This is a genomic window from Streptomyces roseochromogenus subsp. oscitans DS 12.976 (assembly GCF_000497445.1).
Lineage (GTDB): Bacteria > Actinomycetota > Actinomycetes > Streptomycetales > Streptomycetaceae > Streptomyces > Streptomyces oscitans.
Genome location: NZ_CM002285.1, coordinates 8,351,731 through 8,370,129, shown reverse-complemented (window position 1 = coordinate 8,370,129; position 18,399 = coordinate 8,351,731). Strand labels below are relative to the sequence as shown.

General features: G+C 71.0%; 14 protein-coding genes and 2 pseudogenes. 7 read left to right on the top strand and 9 right to left on the bottom strand.

Translation table 11 applies throughout. From position 1 onward, the window contains the following. Positions 1-134: 134 nt before the first annotated feature. Positions 135-1,745 carry a peptide-N4-asparagine amidase gene (locus tag M878_RS85895; RefSeq protein WP_245238278.1) on the bottom strand — a complete coding sequence of 537 codons (1,611 nt, stop codon included), beginning with the start codon at positions 1,743-1,745 and terminating at the stop codon, positions 135-137. A 181-nt stretch (positions 1,746-1,926) separates the two neighbouring features. Next, on the bottom strand, positions 1,927-2,535 hold the full coding sequence (locus M878_RS85890; RefSeq protein ID WP_023552670.1) for a L,D-transpeptidase family protein: 609 nt from the start codon (positions 2,533-2,535) through the stop codon (positions 1,927-1,929). Positions 2,536-2,995: 460 nt separating this feature from the next. Between M878_RS85890 and M878_RS85885 the strand changes: the two genes are divergently transcribed. From M878_RS85885 to M878_RS85870, 4 genes and pseudogenes are all read left to right on the top strand, one after another. After that, the gene (locus tag M878_RS85885; protein ID WP_023552669.1) at positions 2,996-4,882 is read left to right on the top strand and encodes an ABC transporter transmembrane domain-containing protein; all 1,887 of its coding nucleotides are present in this window, start codon (positions 2,996-2,998) and stop codon (positions 4,880-4,882) included. Next, entirely contained in the window at positions 4,879-6,660 is a 1,782-nt protein-coding gene (locus tag M878_RS85880) for an ABC transporter ATP-binding protein (RefSeq protein ID WP_023552668.1), read from the top strand. Before M878_RS85885 ends, M878_RS85880 begins: the two co-directional genes overlap by 4 nt. Before the next feature lie 342 nt (positions 6,661-7,002). Further along, on the top strand, positions 7,003-7,473 hold the full coding sequence (locus M878_RS85875; RefSeq protein ID WP_023552667.1) for a DUF5709 domain-containing protein: 471 nt from the start codon (positions 7,003-7,005) through the stop codon (positions 7,471-7,473). Between the two features lie 42 nt (positions 7,474-7,515). Then, positions 7,516-7,779: pseudogene (locus M878_RS85870) on the top strand (type B 50S ribosomal protein L31). A gap of 80 nt (positions 7,780-7,859) precedes the next feature. On the opposite strand, the gene M878_RS85865 reads toward M878_RS85870, so the two are convergent. Beyond that, complete coding sequence (locus M878_RS85865) at positions 7,860-8,654, bottom strand: metal-dependent hydrolase (RefSeq protein WP_031226818.1); 795 nt, start codon at positions 8,652-8,654, stop codon at positions 7,860-7,862. Between the two features lie 145 nt (positions 8,655-8,799). Between M878_RS85865 and M878_RS85860 the strand changes: the two genes are divergently transcribed. Both M878_RS85860 and M878_RS85855 read left to right on the top strand, forming a co-directional pair. Beyond that, positions 8,800-11,313 carry a DEAD/DEAH box helicase gene (locus tag M878_RS85860; RefSeq protein ID WP_023552663.1) on the top strand — a complete coding sequence of 838 codons (2,514 nt, stop codon included), beginning with the start codon at positions 8,800-8,802 and terminating at the stop codon, positions 11,311-11,313. A gap of 40 nt (positions 11,314-11,353) precedes the next feature. Beyond that, positions 11,354-12,220: an acyl-CoA thioesterase gene (locus M878_RS85855; RefSeq protein ID WP_023552662.1), complete on the top strand. Its 867-nt coding sequence runs from the start codon at positions 11,354-11,356 to the stop codon at positions 12,218-12,220. Positions 12,221-12,565: 345 nt separating this feature from the next. Here M878_RS85855 and M878_RS000000100505 read toward each other — a convergent pair. Further along, a pseudogene (locus M878_RS000000100505) lies at positions 12,566-13,444 on the bottom strand (DUF6397 family protein); the annotation flags it as partial. A 126-nt stretch (positions 13,445-13,570) separates the two neighbouring features. Next, positions 13,571-13,984, bottom strand: coding sequence for a roadblock/LC7 domain-containing protein (locus tag M878_RS85845; RefSeq protein ID WP_023552660.1), 414 nt, complete (start codon positions 13,982-13,984; stop codon positions 13,571-13,573). Positions 13,985-14,073: 89 nt separating this feature from the next. Here M878_RS85845 and M878_RS85840 point away from each other — a divergent pair, with 89 nt between their 5' ends. Next, the gene (locus M878_RS85840) at positions 14,074-14,502 is read left to right on the top strand and encodes a PPOX class F420-dependent oxidoreductase (protein ID WP_023552659.1); all 429 of its coding nucleotides are present in this window, start codon (positions 14,074-14,076) and stop codon (positions 14,500-14,502) included. Positions 14,503-14,511: 9 nt separating this feature from the next. Here M878_RS85840 and M878_RS85835 read toward each other — a convergent pair whose 3' ends face one another. From M878_RS85835 to M878_RS85820, 4 genes are all read right to left on the bottom strand, one after another. After that, positions 14,512-15,114 carry a GTP-binding protein gene (locus M878_RS85835; protein ID WP_031226814.1) on the bottom strand — a complete coding sequence of 201 codons (603 nt, stop codon included), beginning with the start codon at positions 15,112-15,114 and terminating at the stop codon, positions 14,512-14,514. A gap of 272 nt (positions 15,115-15,386) precedes the next feature. After that, entirely contained in the window at positions 15,387-15,800 is a 414-nt protein-coding gene (locus M878_RS85830; RefSeq protein WP_031226813.1) for a DUF742 domain-containing protein, read from the bottom strand. 19 nt (positions 15,801-15,819) lie between these two features. Beyond that, a complete protein-coding gene (locus tag M878_RS85825) occupies positions 15,820-16,257 on the bottom strand; it encodes a roadblock/LC7 domain-containing protein (RefSeq protein ID WP_023552656.1) in 438 nt (145 codons plus the stop codon). After that, positions 16,254-18,399 (bottom strand): sensor histidine kinase (locus M878_RS85820; RefSeq protein WP_023552655.1); only part of this gene is annotated, 2,146 nt, incomplete at its 5' end. The genes M878_RS85825 and M878_RS85820, both read right to left, overlap by 4 nt.

The window sequence follows — 18,399 nt, the reverse complement described above, 5'->3', positions numbered from 1 at the left end:
CCGAACGGGACTTCTGCGATACGGAAAGCGGATTCCGTGTCGATCACTCTGGAGCCGTTGTTGATCCCCGCGGAGACACCCGTGTCACAGCCATGTAAATCACATCGCTCGTGACGCACTCCACATCGCCGCGCTCAGCAGCGGTAGCGGTCCTCCGTCAACACCCCCTGAACCGTGGTCAGCACATGGTCGTAGCAGCCGTCGGAGCCGTACAGCCGATAGCGCTCGCTCGACGTGCCGACCGCGTGCCGCTGATCGCGCGGGACGTTCATCGTGTACGCCGCGTCACCGCTGTAGGTGTCGTCGAGCTGTGACCAGGTGGTGCGCCATCCGTCCCGCAGTTCCACGACCGACGCGCGATCGCCGAGGGTCAGCACGGTGCGCAGCCGGTTGTCCGTGCCGATGGTCGTGGCGCCGTTCATGGTGTACGTCCGGTGTGTGCGCGTCGTCCGCGCGGGGCCCTGTCCGCCGACGGCGACCGTCTGGTCGTCGGACCACGTCGCGTCCAGTCCGTCTGTGTTCTCGCCCTCGGTCCAGCGGTGCACGGAGGTGTTGGCGAGTGCCCGGGTGACGGTGGTGGTCACGCGGCCGTGCGAGGTGTCGAGGTAGCCGGACACGGTGAGCCGGTGTCCGGCCTCGGTGTTCACGCGGTTCTCCGAACCGGGCGTGTAGGTGGACGAATTGGCGATGTCCGTCGCCCGGTCCGCGGTGAGCGCGCCGGTCACCTGGGCGCGGTGCGCGTCCTGCCAGACCAGGACGTTCACCGGCGCACTCCAGCCCGACTGGCCAGCGGGCACACCGATGACGGACACGTCGACGCGGTGCGGACGGCCGTCGTCGAGCAGGCCCACGAAGGGCGTGAGGTCGTACTCGATGGGCCGCACGTCGAAGGCACCCGGCGCCGGAAGGACGTACCAGAGGAAGGGGTTGGACCAGCCGCCGGTCCAGACGTTCGGGAACGGCGCGGCGATTCCGGCGAGTTGGCCGTCGACCTTGATCTGCACCTCGCGGTAGGGACCGTGATCGGCCTTGCAGGAGTACGACGCCGGGTCAGCCACCGTGAGATACCAGAACTCCTCGCAGCCGCCGCCCGAACCGGTCGCGTAGACCTCGGCGACGATCCGCTCGCTGTTGCGCGGGGCCGTGAGGGTGGTGCCATCGGGCGAGTCGGCGAGCGTGAGGACACGGTCGGGGGTCCGCTCGGCGGGGCGGCCCGCGTAGAAGGTCAGGCTGACGTGCACGTCGATGACACCGGTGTACGTGCCGTCCACCACGTTGCCGATCAGCATCTCGACGTCCTGCGGGCTGCGGAAGGTGTCGCTGTAGCGGGTGACGTCCTTCTCGACGTGCCATGCGATGCCGTCGGGCGAGGGTTCGGGTGTGGAGGTGCGCAGGATCTCGACCCCGCCGACGTGCAGATAGCCGAGGCGGTCGTACTGACGGCCCTTCACCTTGCCGTCGAGCCGCAGGACGACCTTGCTCCAGTGGTCGCCGCAGCCCTGGGGCGGGGTGTAGGCACCGCGGTAGGGCGTGAAGTCGCGGAACTGGGCGTCGGCTAGGGTGACCTGGCACGACCTGGCGTGCGGCCGGTCGACGGGCGGCGCCGCGGTGACCGGGTCGTGCCAGTCGGTACCGAACTCGGCCGGAACGTCGGCCGCTTGGGCGACTGCGGCCCCGGTACCGAAGAACGCGCTCGCCAGAAGGGCCACTCCGGCGAACATGGACATGACTATCTGTCTACTCATGGCCGGTGTTCTACGGGGAGTCGGGGGCGGCCCGCAATGACGCATCGAGGAGAACGGCGTGATCGGGCCTGATCGGGCCTGATCACCCCAGAGGCTTGTCGGCGTCGAGATGCGCCTTGGGCGCGTCGATGTCGGGGCGGTCTTGGAAAGACCGCCCGAGGCAGACGGAGGTGCCGGTGCGTCAGGCGCGCAGTTCCTTCCTGTCGCCCATCACCATCACCGGGCGCCGGGCCGGATCGAGCGTGCGCAGCAGGAACTGCATGGCGTCCTTGGGAACGCTGACGCACGCGGAGGTGCCGTCGCCGTGGTCGAGGTGCAGCCAGATGCCGCCGCCCTTCGCGTCACCCTCGGGGCGAGCGCCGTCGTCCGGCGGGTGGCCCGGGCGACGGTTGTAGTCGATGGCGATGACGTAGTCGAAGTCGTGCTGATGCGCCTCGTCCCAGTTCGGGGGCGCGAAGGAGTTCGCGTCCTGGAGGTACGGCAGCCTGGTGCCGGGGTCGTCGAGCACACCGCCCGCGTCGGAGAGGCCGAACACGCCGACGGGACTGCGCTCGTCACCCTCGCGATGGCGCCTGGTCCAGCCGCTGCGGCCGTTGTGCGCCGGCCACGTGGCCATCGGCCGCCACTCCGGGCCCTCCCGCATGTAGAGCACGGCCGTGGAGTCGGGCGAGTTCTCGCCCTCGCCGTACACCACGAGGACCTGGCCGGTGTCGCGGGGGATCTGCCGGTACAGCCGGTCACCGACGTCCGGGATGCGGGTCGGGTCCGTCGCGGGGGCGGTCGACACCATGGGGCTCCGCGCGACCTGCCCGCGGGGGCCCTCCGCCCCGCCGACGCGAGCCGGACCGGACGCGCCAGCCCCGCACGCGGACAGGGGGGCCACAAGTGTCCCAAAGGTCGTCGCCGCGACCGTCATTCGCCACACGTTGTCCATGAGCACCTGACCATCGTGGCTCACATATCGGAGATAGTCCGATCTTATGGACATTCGGGTGATGGCCTCGTGCGTGCGATCGACCGGCCGTCCACCCGACCGCCGAGAGCCGGACAGAACTCCTCCCCCGGCGATGCCGGACCCCTTTACCCGTGGCTGGAAGCCAGTGGATTTCACCGCTCGGTCAGGAAAACCGTTTGAAATTCACCACTCACCGACGCGAACCTTTCACGGCTCGTCACCGCTTCTCGCCGCCTCCCCTCCCCTTGCCTCCCCCCGCCATCCCTTCCCTCCTGACACGAGCCACTGAGACCTCATGCAGATTCAAGACCTTCCGTACTCCGATCCGGGCGTCCCGGACGCACGTTCGGGCCCCCGATTCCTGTGGTGGCTCTGGCGGAACCAGCTGGGCGGACAGCTCAAATCGCTCGCCTGGGGCCTGCTGCACTTCGTCGCCGTCTCGGCCCTGCCCTTCTGTGTCGGCCTCGCCGTCCAGGCGGTTGTCGACCGCTCCGACACCCGGCTCGCCCTGACGGGTGGTCTGATGCTGCTGTGCGGCACGGGTATCGCCGTCGGCGACACCTTCCTGCACCGGACCGCCGTCACCAACTGGATCACAGCCGCCGCCCGTGTCCAGCAACTGCTGGCGCGCAAGGCCGCCCGGCTCGGCTCCGCCCTGACCCGGCGGGTCGCCGCCGGCGAGGTGGTGGCGGTCTCCACCGGCGACGTCGAGAAGATCGGCTGGTTCGTCGAGGCGGTCTCCCGGTTCACCGCGGCCGCGCTGTCGGTCGTGGTGGTCTGTGTCGCCCTCGTCGTCTACCAGCCCGCCCTGGGCGTGGTCGTCGCCGTCGGACTGCCGGTGGTGGCGCTCGCGGTGCTGCCGCTGCTGCCCCGGGCGACCCGCCGCGCCGACGTGCAGCGCGAGAAGGCGGGCCGGGCCACCGAGCTGGCCTCGGACACGGTCGCCGGGCTCCGCGTGCTGCGCGGCATCGGCGGCGAGGAACTGTTCCTCGACCGCTACCGCCGTGCCTCGCAGGAGGTACGGCACGCCGCGGTGCGCAGCGCCCGGATGTGGTCGCTGATCTCCGCCCTCCAGGTGCTGCTGCCCGGACTGCTGCTCATCGCCGTCGTCTGGCACGGCATCCACCTGGCCCGCCAGGGCCGGATCACCGTCGGCGAACTCGTCACCGTCTACAGCGCGGTCATGGTCCTGAACTACCCGCTGCGGCACTTCGAGGAGATCGCCATGGCGTACTCCTTCTCACGGCCGTCGGCCAAACGGGCGGCGCGGGTGCTGTCGCTGGAGCGGTCCACGGCCACCGAGGGCATCCGCGAGGCGCAGGTGCCGGGCGGCGATCTGTACGACCCCGGCACCGGTCTGCTGGCTCCCGCGGGCCGTCTCACCGCCGTGGTCTGCGGCGACCCGGACGCGGCGGGCAGGCTCGCGGAGCGGCTGGGCGGCCATGCGACCGAGCAGGGCCGCTCGGTGCTCCTCGGCGATGTCGCCCTGGACGAGCTCCCGCTGGACAGCGCCCGTACCGCGGTCCTCGTCCAGGACAAGGACCCGGTGCTGCTGTCCGGCACGCTGCGTGAGCTGCTCGACGTGCCCGCCTCCGGAACCGTGCGGGCCGTGGACGCGCTGGCCGCGGCGCAGTGCGACGACGTTCTGGACGCGCTCGTCCAAGGCTCTCTGGACGCCGCGGACCTGATGGACGCCCGTATCAGCGAGCGCGGCCGGTCCCTGTCCGGCGGCCAGCGCCAGCGGCTGGCGCTGGCCCGGTCACTGATCACCGATCCCGAGGTGCTGGTGCTGGACGAACCGACGTCCGCGGTCGACTCGCACACGGAGGCACGGATCGCGGACGGGCTGCGCCGGCTGCGCTCGGGGCGCACGACAGTGGTGTTCACCTCCTCACCGCTGCTGCTCGACCGCGCGGACCGCGTCGTCCTGGTCCACGAGGGCGAGGTCGTCGCAGCCGGTGTGCACCGCCAGCTGATCGACGGCGAGCCGCGATACCGGGCCGTGGTCACGCGAGCGACGGACGACGAACTGGCCGCGGCCGGCACTGGCGCCCTGGTGGGCACGGCCGACAAGGGCGCCGCAGGGGCCGAGGCCGACAGCCGTGCCCCGGAGGCCGCGGCCGACGAGGGTGCCCTGGTGGGCGCGGGCCAGGAACGGAAAGAGAGCGAGGAGAGCGCATGATCGGCGTTGCGCCGCCTGCGTACGACCCGGCGGCCCCGACGACCGCCACCACCCTGCCCGTCGGCGCGGCGGCGACCGTGCGCGGCTATGTCGCCGAGCTGTTCCGCCGGCACCGCCGGGCGTTCCTGCTGCTCATCGGCGTGAACACGGTGGCCGTGCTCGCCTCCATGGTGGGCCCGTACCTGCTCGGCGGCCTGGTCGAGCGGGTGTCGGACGGGTCGCGGGAGCTTTATCTCGGCCTGACCGCCGGGCTGTTCGTGCTCGCGCTGGCCGTACAGGCCGTCTTCGTACGCCAGGTGCGGCTGCGGGGCGCGATGCTCGGCGAGCGGATGCTGGCCGACCTGCGCGAGGACTTCCTCGTCCGGTCGGTCGGACTGCCGCCTGGCGTGCTGGAACGGGCGGGCACCGGTGATCTGCTCTCCCGCATCACCACCGACATCGACCGTCTGGCCAACGCGATGCGCGAGGCCGTGCCGCAGCTGGCCATCGGTGTCGTGTGGGCCCTGCTGCTGCTCGGCGGGCTCGTCGTGACGGCTCCGCCGCTCGCGGCCGCCGTGCTGCTCGCCGTGCCGGTGCTCGTGATCGGCTGCCGCTGGTACTTCAAGCGGGCGCCGTCCGGATACCGCTCCGAGGCCGCCGGATACGCGGCCGTCGCCGCCGCGCTCGCCGAGACGGTGGACGCGGGCCACACCGTCGAGGCGCACCGGCTCGGCGCCCGCCGCGTCGCCCTGTCGGAGCGGCGGATCAAGGAGTGGACGGCCTGGGAGCGGTACACGCTCTGGCTGCGGTCCGTGCTCTTCCCGGTGATCAATGCCGTCCACGTCATCGTGCTCGGCTCGGTCCTCATGGTCGGCGGGGCGTTCGTCCTGCACGGCTGGATCGGGGTGGGGCAGCTGACCACGGGCGCCCTGCTCGCGCAGATGCTCGTCGACCCGGTGAACCTGATCCTGCGCTGGTACGACGAGGTGCAGGTCGCCCAGGTGTCGCTGGCCCGGCTGGTCGGTGTGCGGGACATCGAGCCGGACGCCGGGGACGTCTCGCTGGCGCCGGACGGCCGGGACGTGCACGCCGACCGGGTGCACTTCGGCTACCGCGAGGGCGTCGACGTGCTGCGCAAGGTGTCGCTGGAGGTCGCCCCGGGCACCCGGCTGGCCCTGGTCGGCCCCTCGGGCGCGGGCAAGTCCACCCTGGGCAGGCTGCTCGCCGGGATCTACGCACCCCGCGACGGCCGGATCACCCTGGGTGGCGCGGAGCTGTCCCGGATGCCCGCGGAACGAGTCCGCTCCCACGTCGCCCTCGTCAACCAGGAACACCATGTCTTCGTCGGCTCCCTGCGGGACAACCTCCTGCTGGCCCGAACCGGTGCCACGGACACCGAGCTGTGGGCGGCGCTGGGCGCGGTCGACGCGGACGGCTGGGCGCGGGCACTGGACGACGGCCTGGACACCGAGGTCGGCTCCGGCGGGCTCGCCCTGACCCCGGCACAGGCCCAGCAGATCGCGCTGGCCCGGCTGGTACTGGCCGATCCGCACACGCTGGTCCTGGACGAGGCCACCTCCCTGCTGGACCCACGTGCGGCCCGGCATCTGGAACGCTCCCTGGCCCGGGTCCTGGACGGCCGCACCGTCGTAGCCATCGCCCACCGCCTGCACACCGCCCATGACGCCGACGTGATCGCCGTCGTGGAGAACGGCCGCATCAGTGAGCTGGGCAGCCACGACGACCTGGTCACGGCGGACGGCGCCTACGCGGCGCTCTGGCGGTCCTGGCACGGGTGAGGCTCCGCCCCGTGCGCGAGCGCCGGGGTGCTGCCGGGGGCTGGATACCGGGTGCCGGATGCCGGGTGCCGTGGCCACGACCGCCAGGGCCTGCGGCGGCCGGGCTGCGGCAAACGGGCGGGCTGTGGCGCGTGCCGGACGCCGATGCGCGGGTGCGGGCATTGAGCCACGTCCGTGACGTTGCGCGGTCCCGAGCAGGGGTGGAAGGCTGGAGAACGGCACCGGTTCGGGGCATGCGTCAGAACCACCCGGTTCACGGCGTGCGGCACCCGTGCCGCACGTGCCGGCGGCTCGCCACCCGCTGTGGTGGCACATGGCCGTCCTCACCACCTGGAGGTACTCGTGGACCGCGCCGACAGCTGGGGGGACGACGTCTACCAGCCCGATTCCTCGGAGATCCGGGAGGACTCGGGGGTGCTCGACGTCGAGGACACATTGGACTTCGACGGCGTCGAGGACCCGCTCGACCGCGGCTGGTCCCCTCCTGAGCGCCCTTGGGCAGTGGAGCACATCGGTGTGACGGCGGCCGAGCGCCAGGCGGGCGAGACCCTCGACCAGCGGCTCGCCGAGGAGCAGCCGGACCTGGCCCCGCCCGACGGCGACGACCTCGGTGACTGCGCCGGAACCGACGGGGAACTCCTCGACAACGAGGTCGGCAACCTGCGCTCGGGCCGGCTGGTGGCCCCGGACGAGGGAGCGCACGAGGACGAGGAGGCCGCCCTCGTCGCCACCGACGTCGGCATCGACGGCGCCGCCGCCTCCGCCGAGGAGGCCGCGATGCACATCGTCGACGAGGAGTCGCTGCCCGGCTGACCCGCACGTCTCCTGCCCGACCGCCGCGCACGAGGAGCCGCCATGCAGCAGGACAAGCACCCCGGCTACCGCCCCGTGGTCTTCCGTGACCGCGCTGCCGGCTACGCGTTCCTGACCCGCTCGACCGCGTAGAGCGAGCAGACCATCGAGTGGGACGACGGCCAGACCTACCCGGTGATCGAAGTGGAGATCTCCTCGGAGAGCCACCCCTTCTACACGGGCAAGGCCCGGACCCTCGACACCGAGGGCCGCGTCGCCCGCTTCGAGCGCCGGTACGGCGGGGCGGACTCCGGCGAGGCGACCTGATCCACTTGCTCCCGAGCGGCACCTCGGGACAGGTGCCGGGCTCCACGGAAGGAAAGGACGCCCCGGAAGTGAGGGGCTCTTCAGATCACGTTGAGGGCCGCCGCGCAGCCCACTCCGCCGAGCAGCATGAACACGGGCATCAGCACCTTCAGCTCCACCCAGCTCCCGGCCCGGAAGCGCATCGCCTTCGGCGGCCCCAGCGGGTACCAGCGCTTGCGGCCCACCGGGATGGGCCACAGGATCGGGCAGCCGGACACGGTCAGCGCATCCCCGAGGTCGTGCACCAGCGCCCCCAGCACGATCGGCAGCCCCAGCCACAGGTACCGCTGGTCCGGCGCCGTGAACAGCCAGTCGGAGCCGTTGCCGGGCTTGTCCAGGATCCCCGCGAGGATCCATGCGCTGGTCGCCGCCAGCAGCCAGACCAGGACATCGCTGCTGGAACCCCGGGCCGCCCGCCACAGCAGACCCTCGATCGCCAGCACCATGTGCACGAAGAGTATGGCCAGCACCGCCCAGCGGCCGCCCGCGATCGCCGCCGCCGAGCAGCCGGCACCGAGCAGGACCGCCCACACCCAGGTGTGCGTCAGTGTGCGGTGACCGCCGTTGCGGCGCGGGTCGCCCTTCATCCGGGTCGCCTTGTAGACGGCGTACGACAGCTTGTCCACGATCTCGCAGATCCAGTGGGAGAGCGGACCGAAAGAGCGCGAGATGGTCGCCGCCTTGTGGTCGAGGTCCGGGGCGAGCGCGGCACCGGCACAGATCAGAGCCCCCACGAGGAGAACCGGCCAGGGCATCGGATGTCCCGCTGCCGCGGCGGCGGCTCCGACCCCGAGCCAGGCCGCGGCCCCCGACAGTGAGTGTGCTGGTCCCATCATGGCCGCTTCCCGCCCCATTCCTCTTGTGCTGCTGTCCAGTTGACCTGGTGCGCTGACGCTCCGTCGGCGACACAGCGTAGCGGCCGTGATCTTCGCGCTCGCAGCCGATTCCCCTCTTGGGGACCAGGGCAGGCAAGATGGTTGCGTGACCCTCATCGATCAGCTGCCGCCGACCGCCGACCCCGACGCCCTGTACGAAGCCTTCGAGTCGTGGGCGCAGGAGCGCGGCCTCACCCTCTACCCGCACCAGGAGGAGGCGCTGATCGAGGTGGTCTCCGGGGCGAACGTGATCGTCTCGACCCCCACCGGCTCCGGCAAGAGCATGATCGCCGCGGGCGCGCACTTCGCCGCGCTGGCCCGGGACGAGGTCACCTTCTACACGGCACCGATCAAGGCGCTGGTGTCGGAGAAGTTCTTCGAGCTGTGCAAGCTCTTCGGTACCGAGAACGTCGGCATGCTCACCGGCGACGCCTCTGTGAACGCCGACGCTCCCGTGATCTGCTGCACCGCCGAGGTGCTCGCGTCGATCGCGCTGCGCGACGGCAAGGACGCGGACATCGGCCAGGTCGTCATGGACGAGTTCCACTTCTACGCGGAGGGCGATCGTGGCTGGGCGTGGCAGATCCCGTTGCTGGAGCTTCCCCAGGCGCAGTTCATCCTGATGTCGGCCACTTTGGGCGATGTATCGTTCTTCGAGAAGGACCTCGCGCGCCGTACCGGCCGCCCCACGTCGGTGGTCCGCTCGGCGACCCGCCCGGTGCCGCTCTCCTACGAGTACAAGCTCACCCCGCTCACCGAGACACTCACCGACCTGCTGGAGAGCAAGCAGGCGCCGGTGTACATCGTGCACTTCACACAGGCGCAGGCCGTGGAGCGAGCGCAGGCGCTGATGAGCATCAACATGTGCTCGCGCGAGGAGAAGGACCAGATCGCCGAGCTGATCGGCAACTTCCGTTTCACCACCAAGTTCGGCCGGAACCTCTCCCGTTACGTCCGGCACGGCATCGGCGTCCACCATGCCGGCATGCTGCCCAAGTACCGACGGCTGGTGGAGAAGCTCGCCCAGGCCGGACTGCTGAAGGTCATCTGCGGCACGGACACGCTCGGCGTGGGCGTCAACGTGCCGATCCGCACGGTGCTGTTCACCGCCCTGACGAAGTACGACGGCAGCCGGGTGCGCACGCTGCGGGCCCGGGAGTTCCACCAGATCGCGGGCCGGGCCGGCCGGGCCGGCTTCGACACGGCGGGACTGGTCGTGGCACAGGCGCCGGAGCACATCATCGAGAACGAGAAGGCGCTCGCCAAGGCTGGTGACGACCCGAAGAAGCGGCGCAAGGTGGTGCGCAAGAAGGCGCCGGAGGGCTTTGTCGGCTGGACGGAGAACACCTTCCAGAAGCTGATCGAGTCGGAGCCGGAGCCGCTGACCTCGCGATTCCGGGTGACACACACGATGCTGCTGTCGGTGATCGCCCGCCCGGGCAACGCGTTCAAGGCGATGCGTCACCTTCTGGAGGACAACCACGAGCCGCGCAGGCAGCAGCTCCGTCACATCCGCCGGGCGATCGCGATCTACCGCTCGCTGCTCGACGGCGGGATCGTGGAGAAGCTCGACAAGCCCGACGCCGAGGGGCGGATCGTCCGGCTCACGGTCGACCTTCAGCAGGACTTCGCGCTCAACCAGCCGCTGTCCACGTTCGCGCTCGCCGCGTTCGAACTCCTCGACCCCGAGTCGCCGTCCTACGCCCTCGACATGGTGTCCGTGGTCGAGTCCACCCTGGACGATCCGCGGCAGATCCTGGTCGCCCAGCAGAACAAGGCGCGCGGCGAGGCCGTGGCCGCGATGAAGGCGGACGGTGTCGAGTACGAGGAGCGTATGGAGCGCCTCCAGGACATCACGTACCCGAAGCCCCTGGAAGAGCTGCTCTTCCACGCGTACAACACCTACCGCAAGAGCCACCCGTGGGTCGGCGACCACCCGCTGTCGCCGAAGTCCGTCATCCGGGACATGTACGAACGGGCGCTGTCCTTCACCGAGTTGGTGTCCTTCTACGAGCTGGCCCGTACCGAGGGCATCGTGCTGCGCTACCTCGCCAGCGCCTACAAGACCCTCGACCACAACATCCCGGACGACCTCAAGTCCGAGGACCTGCAGGATCTGATCGAGTGGCTCGGCGAGATGGTGCGCCAGGTGGACTCCAGCCTGCTGGACGAGTGGGAGCAGCTCGCGAACCCGGAGGAGATGACCGCCGAGGAGGCCCAGGAGAAGGCCGACGAGGTGAAGCCGATCACCACCAACGCGCGCGCCTTCCGGGTGCTGGTCCGCAACGCCCTGTTCCGCCGCGTGGAGCTGGCCGCCCTCGACCAGGTCGAGGAGCTGGGCGAGATGGACGCCGAGTCCGGCTGGGACGCCGACGCCTGGGGCGAGGCGATGGACAAGTACTGGGACGAGTACGAGGATCTCGGCACCGGTCCCGACGCCCGCGGCCCCAAGCTGCTGGTCATCAAGGAGGAGCCGGAGAACGGCCTCTGGCGGGTCCGCCAGATCTTCGACGACCCGAACGGCGACCACGACTGGGGCATCAGCGCGGAGATCGACCTCGCGGCCTCGGATGCCGAGGGCCGTGCGGTCGTCCGCGTCACTGAGGTCGGCCAGTTGTGAGCCGTTCGCGACCCGCCCCGAGCCAAGGAGAATCCCACCGATGACGAACCCGGCCGAGAGACTGGTCGACCTGCTGGACCTCGAGCAGATCGAGGTCGACATCTTCCGTGGCCGAAGCCCGCAGGAGTCCCTGCAGCGGGTATTCGGCGGCCAGGTGGCGGGCCAGGCGCTGGTCGCCGCCGGCCGCACCACGGACGGCGACCGCCCGGTGCACTCGCTGCACGCGTACTTCCTGCGCCCGGGCCGCCCCGGGGTGCCGATCGTGTACCAGGTGGAGCGGGTCCGCGACGGCCGGTCGTTCACCACGCGCCGGGTCACGGCCGTGCAGCAGGGCCGCACGATCTTCAATCTGACCGCCTCCTTTCACAAGACTGAGGAAGGACCGTTCGAGCACCAGTTGCCGCCGGCCCGCGATGTGCCGCACCCGGAGTCGCTGCCGACGGTCTCCGAGGAGATCCGCAAGCACCTGGGCGCGCTGCCGGAGCAGTTGGAGCGGATGGCGCGCCGCCAGCCCTTCGACATCCGCTATGTCGACCGGCTGCGCTGGAACGCGGAGGAGATCGAGGGCGCCGAGCCGCGCAGCGCCGTGTGGATGCGCGCGGTCGGACCGCTCGGTGACGACCCACTGGTCCACACATGCGCGCTGACCTACGCCAGCGACATGACCCTCCTGGACGCGGTCCGTATCCCGGTCGAGCCCCTGTGGGGTCCGCGGAACTTCGATCTGGCCTCGCTGGACCACGCCATGTGGTTCCACCGGCCGTTCCGCGCCGACGAGTGGTTTCTGTACGACCAGGAGTCGCCGATCGCCACCGGCGGGCGTGGGCTGGCCCGCGGACGCATCTACGACCTGCAGGGGCGTCTGCTCGTCTCGGTCGTCCAGGAAGGCCTGTTCAGGTCCCTGTAGCGAGCCGGCTGCCGGGGTCTCGGCCGGTTTGGTTCACACCCGAGAGGGCCGAGTGCTTCTCCGCCGTAGCCAAGCCCGCAGGCCACGGTCGGTTCGCGGCGAGGGCGACTCAGCCCGACGGCGCCCCCGGCGTACCGTTGTCGGCGCGGCCTGCGGCACGAGCGGCGTGCCGTGCCACTCGAACGCTCGGGTCACGGGCTCGTCCGTCGGCTCGAACGATCCCGGCAGCCGTCCTCCGTCCGGCCCGGACGTCCCCGCCACCGGCCCGGTCGTCGGCCCAGGCGTTCCCGGCAGCAGCTCGGGTGCACATGCTGCGACCGGCTCTTCGCCGGGCGCCGACGATGCCCGAGCCGTCGGCGCCGTGGTGCGCGTGACCGTTACGGCCATCGGCGGGATGGGCCGTGCGGTCGCTCGCGGGGTCGGTACGAGGCGGCGGGCGGCCGGGCGTGGGGCCTGCGCGAGGGCGCGGGCCTCATCGAGCACCTGGGCCAGTTCGCTGCGCAGCCACGCGATCTCGTCCGCGTCCTGCGCCGTCGTGATCCGCTCCGCGAGGTATGCGGCAGGCGATCCCGGAGTGCCCTGACCCGGCGGCGCGGGCCGGAATCGGTTCAGATAGGCCCGCTCGTACGGATCCCTGACGATGTCGGCGATCTCGACGGGTGAGAGGAAGGCGGCCACGGCTCCGGCCCTGGCCCACGGCTCGTCGACCTGGCGCAGCAGAAACCCGAGGTGGCGCCCCCGCCAGTTACGGGCGCGCAGGTCCACCCCGGCCTCCAACTGGCCGCGCAGGTTCTCAGGTGTTCGCCCCTTGAGCAGATGCGCGTTCCCGGCGTCCGAGGCGAACGCGCGCAGGTCCTCGGCCAGGTAGAGCCAGACCACAGCCCGATAGCGGTTCAGGTACCACTTCACCGGCACGAGCAGACCCAGCCGGGCGAGGCGGGTGAAACGGCCGGCCGGGATCTCCATGAGCTCGGCGCCCTCCGTCGTACCCACGACCCGCACACGATCGCGCAGGGTTTCCGGGTGGCCCTCCTGTGCGCGCAGGCGGTCGATCTCCGCGCGCTCCACCCTCCGGCCTCCTCCCCCGCCCTCGTCTGGCACGGTCCGGATGTGGCCGAGGTGCGCGGCGAGGTCGAACTCGCCTCGTTTCAGTTCCAGTTCCCGAGCCGCATGGCTCGGGGTGCAGGTCACGGGCCGCGGTGGGCTGACAGTGTTTGCGGACATGGTCCTACTCCCCCGTGGAGTCCTTGGCTCACGCCCTGTGCGTTCGCCGTGCACACACCGTAGCCAAAGGGACGCAAGCGGTGGTTGGCCTGTGGATAACTCCACGACGGGCGGAGAATCCGCAGGTCAGGCGTCTTTGATGGGAGTTCGCTCGGGTTGCCTGGCGTCCACGCCGAGATGTTCGCCGACGCGATTGACGAGCAGGGTCATCTCGTAGGCGATCTGACCGATGTCGGCCTCCGCGCCGCTGAGCACGCACAGGCAGCTGCCGGTGCCGGCGGCGGTCACGAACAGCACAGCGTCGTCGTACTCGATCATGGTCTGGCGCACTCTGCCCGCGCCGAAGTGGCGTCCCGACCCCTTGGCCAGGCTGTGCAGTCCGGACGCCACGGCGGCCAGGTGCTCGGCGTCCTCTCGGCGTAGGCCCGTACTCGCCCCCGTGACCAGTCCGTCGTTCGACAGGACCAGCGCGTGCCGCACATGGTCCACGCGCTCGGTCAGATCGTCCAGGAGCCACCCGAGTCCCTGGTTCTGCCCCATCTCCGTCTCCCCGTGTGATCTCCCCCTGGCTGGAGGAACCCTGCGCCAGCCTTCCCCACGACCGGCGTCCGGGCAAGCAAGATGGGCGCATGGCACAGAAGATGACCGACGAGGAATGGCGGGCGTTCGTCTCGAACGGCACCCGAACCGGCAAGTTGTCCACCGTTCGCGCCGATGGGAGCCCTCACGTGGCGCCGATCTGGTTTCTGCTGGACGGGGACGAACTGGTCTTCAACACCGGTAAGGACACCGTAAAGGGGCGCAATCTCGCCCGTGACGGACGGATCGCCCTGTGTGTGGACGACGATCGGCCGCCGTTCCACTTCGTGGTGCTGAACGGTCGCGCACGGCTGTCGGAGGACCTGGACGAGGTACGCCACTGGGCCACCCGGATCGCCGCGCGGTACATGGGCGAGGACCGCGCCGAGGAGTACGGCGCCCGCAACGGCGTCCCGGGCGAGCTGCTGGTCCGCGTCACGGTCGACCAGGTGGTGGCCGTGAAGGATCTGGCGGCCTGAGCGGCAGGCTCAGCCGACCGAGTCCAGGAGCCTGGCAGTGTGTATCCGCCCGGCGTACTCGACGAGCCGGATCAGGACTTCCTTGCCGGAGTCCCGGTCCCGCGCGTCGCACAGTACAACGGGTGTGCCCTGGTCGAGGTCGAGGGCACGGGAGACGTCGTGGGCGCCGTGGGTGCGGGCTCCCGCGAAGCAGTTGACGGCCACCACGAACGGGATGCGCCGGTGCTCGAAGTAATCGACCGCGGGGAAGCAGTCCTCCAGGCGCCGGGTGTCGGCGAGGACGACGGCGCCGAGGGCGCCTTGGGACAGCTCGTCCCACAGGAACCAGAAGCGGTCCTGCCCCGGAGTGCCGAAGAGGTACAGGGACAGGCCGGAGCGGATGGTGATGCGCCCGAAGTCCATGGCGACGGTGGTGGTGACCTTCTGGTCCACGCCGTCGGTGTCGTCCACCAGCTGTCCTGCTTCGCTGAGGAGTTCCTCGGTACGCAGCGGCCGGATCTCGCTGACGGCCCCGACCAGGGTTGTCTTGCCGACGCCGAACCCGCCGGCGACCAGTATCTTCAGTGCCAGGGCGGTGGTGTCGCCGACGGCGTCGGAGTGCTCGGTGACCATGATCACTTCTCTCGGGAGGGCCGGCTGCGATCGGCGTCCGCCTGGTGCGGGGATGAAGGCAGCATCATGACAACGAGGCCGCATCCGGGGGCGGTTGGACCGAAACGCACCTGATGTGACCGACTCGCGCCCGGTCTGAGGCGCAACGCGCACGGGTCGGGATCCCACGCGCGCGGATCGGCAGACGACGCGCACAGACCAGGATGCAATGCGTGCGGATCGGTGGAGGGATCTGCACGCAGCGCGGTGCGCGGCGGGTTCTGAACGTTCATCTACAGCGCTCGCAATCCCTCGATGACCTCACGCAGAATCCGTTCGTCGGGCAACTGTGCCGGGGGCACCGGACGGCCGATGACCACGCAGCCCAGCTCCAGGAGGTCGCCGAGCAACACCCTGACCACGCCGACGGGGAGGTCCGCGTCCGCCGCGAGTTCGGCGACGGACTGTGTCTCGGTACGGCACAGCTCGATCAGGGTCCGGTGTTCGGGGCCGAGCGCGGTGCCGTCGTCGAGCGCCGGTGCCGTGGGGTCGAGGGTGACGAGGGCGATCAGGTCGAAGCGCACCCCGGTGGGTCCCGGCTGGGTGCGCCCGCCCGTCATCGCGTAGGGGCGGACCAGCGGTCCGGCCTCGCCGTCGTACCACTGGCTGCCCGGCTCCCACGGGCCGTCGGTCCGGTGCTCGGTCATCGGTGCGGCCATTTCGGGCTCATCCGGCCGCGGGCGGCTGCGCGGTGGCACGCGGCGCTGTGCAGAGGTGCTCGCCGACCCGCTTGACCAGGCGTGCCATCTCGTAGGCGACGAGTCCGATGTCGGCGGTGACGGCGGTGAGGACGGCGAGGCAGGAGCCGTCGCCGGCGGCGGCCACGAAGAGGAACGCGTCGTCCATCTCGACCATGGTCTGCCGCACACCGCCCGCTCCGAAGTGCCGTCCCGCGCCCTTGGCGAGGCTGTTGAAGCCGGAGGCGACAGCGGCGAGGTGTTCGGCGTCCTCCCGGGTGAGGCCGGTGGAGGCGCCGACGGCCAGTCCGTCGTTGGAGAGCACGACGGCGTGCCGCACCTCGTGCACGCGCATCACCAGGTCGTCGAGCAGCCAGTCCAGTTCGCCGGAGCGCTGGGCGGTCCTCGTGTGCGGGTCCTGGATCATGCCGGGTCTCCTTCGCTGCTGTCTCTGCCCGTTTCGGGTTGCGGGGCGCTGCCGCGGCCGGGTTGTCTGCCGCCTCCGCGCGCCCATCCGTCGCGGTAGGCCGTCATGCGGTCCCGTACGAGTTCAGGGGTGCGCCGTTCGTCCCCGTGCCCTGCGAGGTCCGGCGCCGGCGCTTCGGGGCGCTGTTGCCGGAGCTGAGGAGCGAGGCTCGCCTGGCGCACGCGGCGCGGGAGGTCGTCGGTGGGCTCGGAGTCCTGGGGCGGTCGGTGCAGTCTCAGTGCGGTGACTCCGGGGGGCGGGGTTTCGTCGACGGTTGCGGGCCGGGCCGACTCCTCGGCGGCGCTGTGCGGGCCGGGAGCGGTGGCCGCGAGGGCGGGCCGGTCCGAGCGGGCGGCGACGGCTTCTTGGCGCGGGCTCGTGTCGGGCACACGCGCGTACTCGCGTTCCGGCTTGTGACGGGCTTGCTCGCCTTGGTGGGAGGCGCGTTCCGGCGCGCCGCTGTGCAGCAGGTCGGTGGGCAGCAGGACGACGGCGGTGGTGCCTCCATAGGGGGAGGTACGCAGATGCACCTTGACGTCGTGCCGGGAGGCGAGCCGGCTGACCACGAAGAGTCCGAGCCGGTCGCTGTCGAACAGGTCCAGGGCCTCGGACTGTTCGATGCGGCGATTGGCCTCCGCGAGGGGCTCGGCGCCCATGCCGAGTCCCCGGTCCTCGATCTCCAGGGCGTAGCCGTTGCCCACGGGTTCGCCGGTGACACGCACGCGCGTGTGGGGCGGCGAGAACTGGGCGGCGTTCTCGAGGAGTTCGGCGAGCAGGTGGGTGAGGTCGGCTACGGCTGCGCCGATGACGTGGGCTTCGGGGAGCTGGCGTACCTCCACGCGCGCGTAGTCCTCGACTTCGGACACGGCGGCCCGTACGACGTTCGTCAGGGAGACCGGCACGCGCCAGGCCCGGCCGGGTGCGGCACCGGAGAGGATGATCAGGCTCTCGGCGTGCCGCCGCATGCGTGTGGTGAGGTGGTCCAGGCGGAAGAGGTCGCTCAGCTCGTCGGGGTCGTCCGAGCGGCGCTCCATGCTGTCCAGGAGGCTGAGCTGACGGTGGACCAGTACCTGGCTGCGGCGGGCCAGGTTGACGAAGACGCCGGAGATACCGCTGGCGAGTTCGGCGCGCTCCACGGCGGCGCGCAGAGCGGCGCGGTGGACCGTGGTCAGGGCTTCCGCGACCTGACCCGTCTCGTCTTCGGCGGGTGGTTCGGCGGCCGCCTCCGCCTGGATGTCGATCTCCTCGCCCGCGCGCAGTCTGCGCATCGCTTCGGGGAGTTTGCGGCGGGCGATCTCCAGGGCGTCGTTGCGCAGGGTCACGAGTTCGACCACGAGTGCGCGTCCGATGCGGACGGAGATGACGAGCGACGCGGCGACCGCGGCCAGGCCGAGGAGGACCGCGGCACCCGCGGGGCTGAGCAGGCCGCGGGTGACCGGGTCGGCGCGGCCGGCGACGGCGCGGCCCGTGTCCGTCGCGATGTCCCGCATGCCGTCCTGCACGCGCGCGTGGGCGGCATCCCAGGCGGCCTGCGGTGCCGCGTCGGCCGGCTTGGTACCCGACCGGGCGGCGAGGATCTTCTCCTCGGCGGCACCAAGGGCGGTGTAGGAATCGCTTTCGGTCAGGTTCTGCCAGGAGGCGCGCTGGGCTGTGGGCAGATCGGCGACGGCGCCCTCGGTGAGGGTACGGCGTGCGGCGACGGCGGCTCCGAACAGCCTTAGCCGCTCGCCCTGCAGCTGTCCGGCGGCCCGCGCGCCGCCGAGGACGGTGTCCTCCTGGGCCAGTGCCTCGGCGGCCCGGCTGAATTCGAGCAGCACGCGCGCGTCGGAGCCGACGTCGGCCTGCTGGATGCCGGTGAGGGCGCCGTCCACGGCGAAGGCCGCGCCGATGGTTTTCGTGTACTGCGCGTACACCGTGTTCCAGCCGGCCTTGTGGTCGAGTACGGCCGTCCGCAGTGCGCGCAGGTGCTCGGCGCCGGTGACGAAGGCGTCGAGGCGTCCGGAGACACCGGCGGGTAGTTCCTCGGTGTCGGCGACGGTGTTGTCGCGGCCGAGCCGCAGCTTGGCCACGGCCCGGTCGGTGCGGTCGGCCAGGCCCTGGACG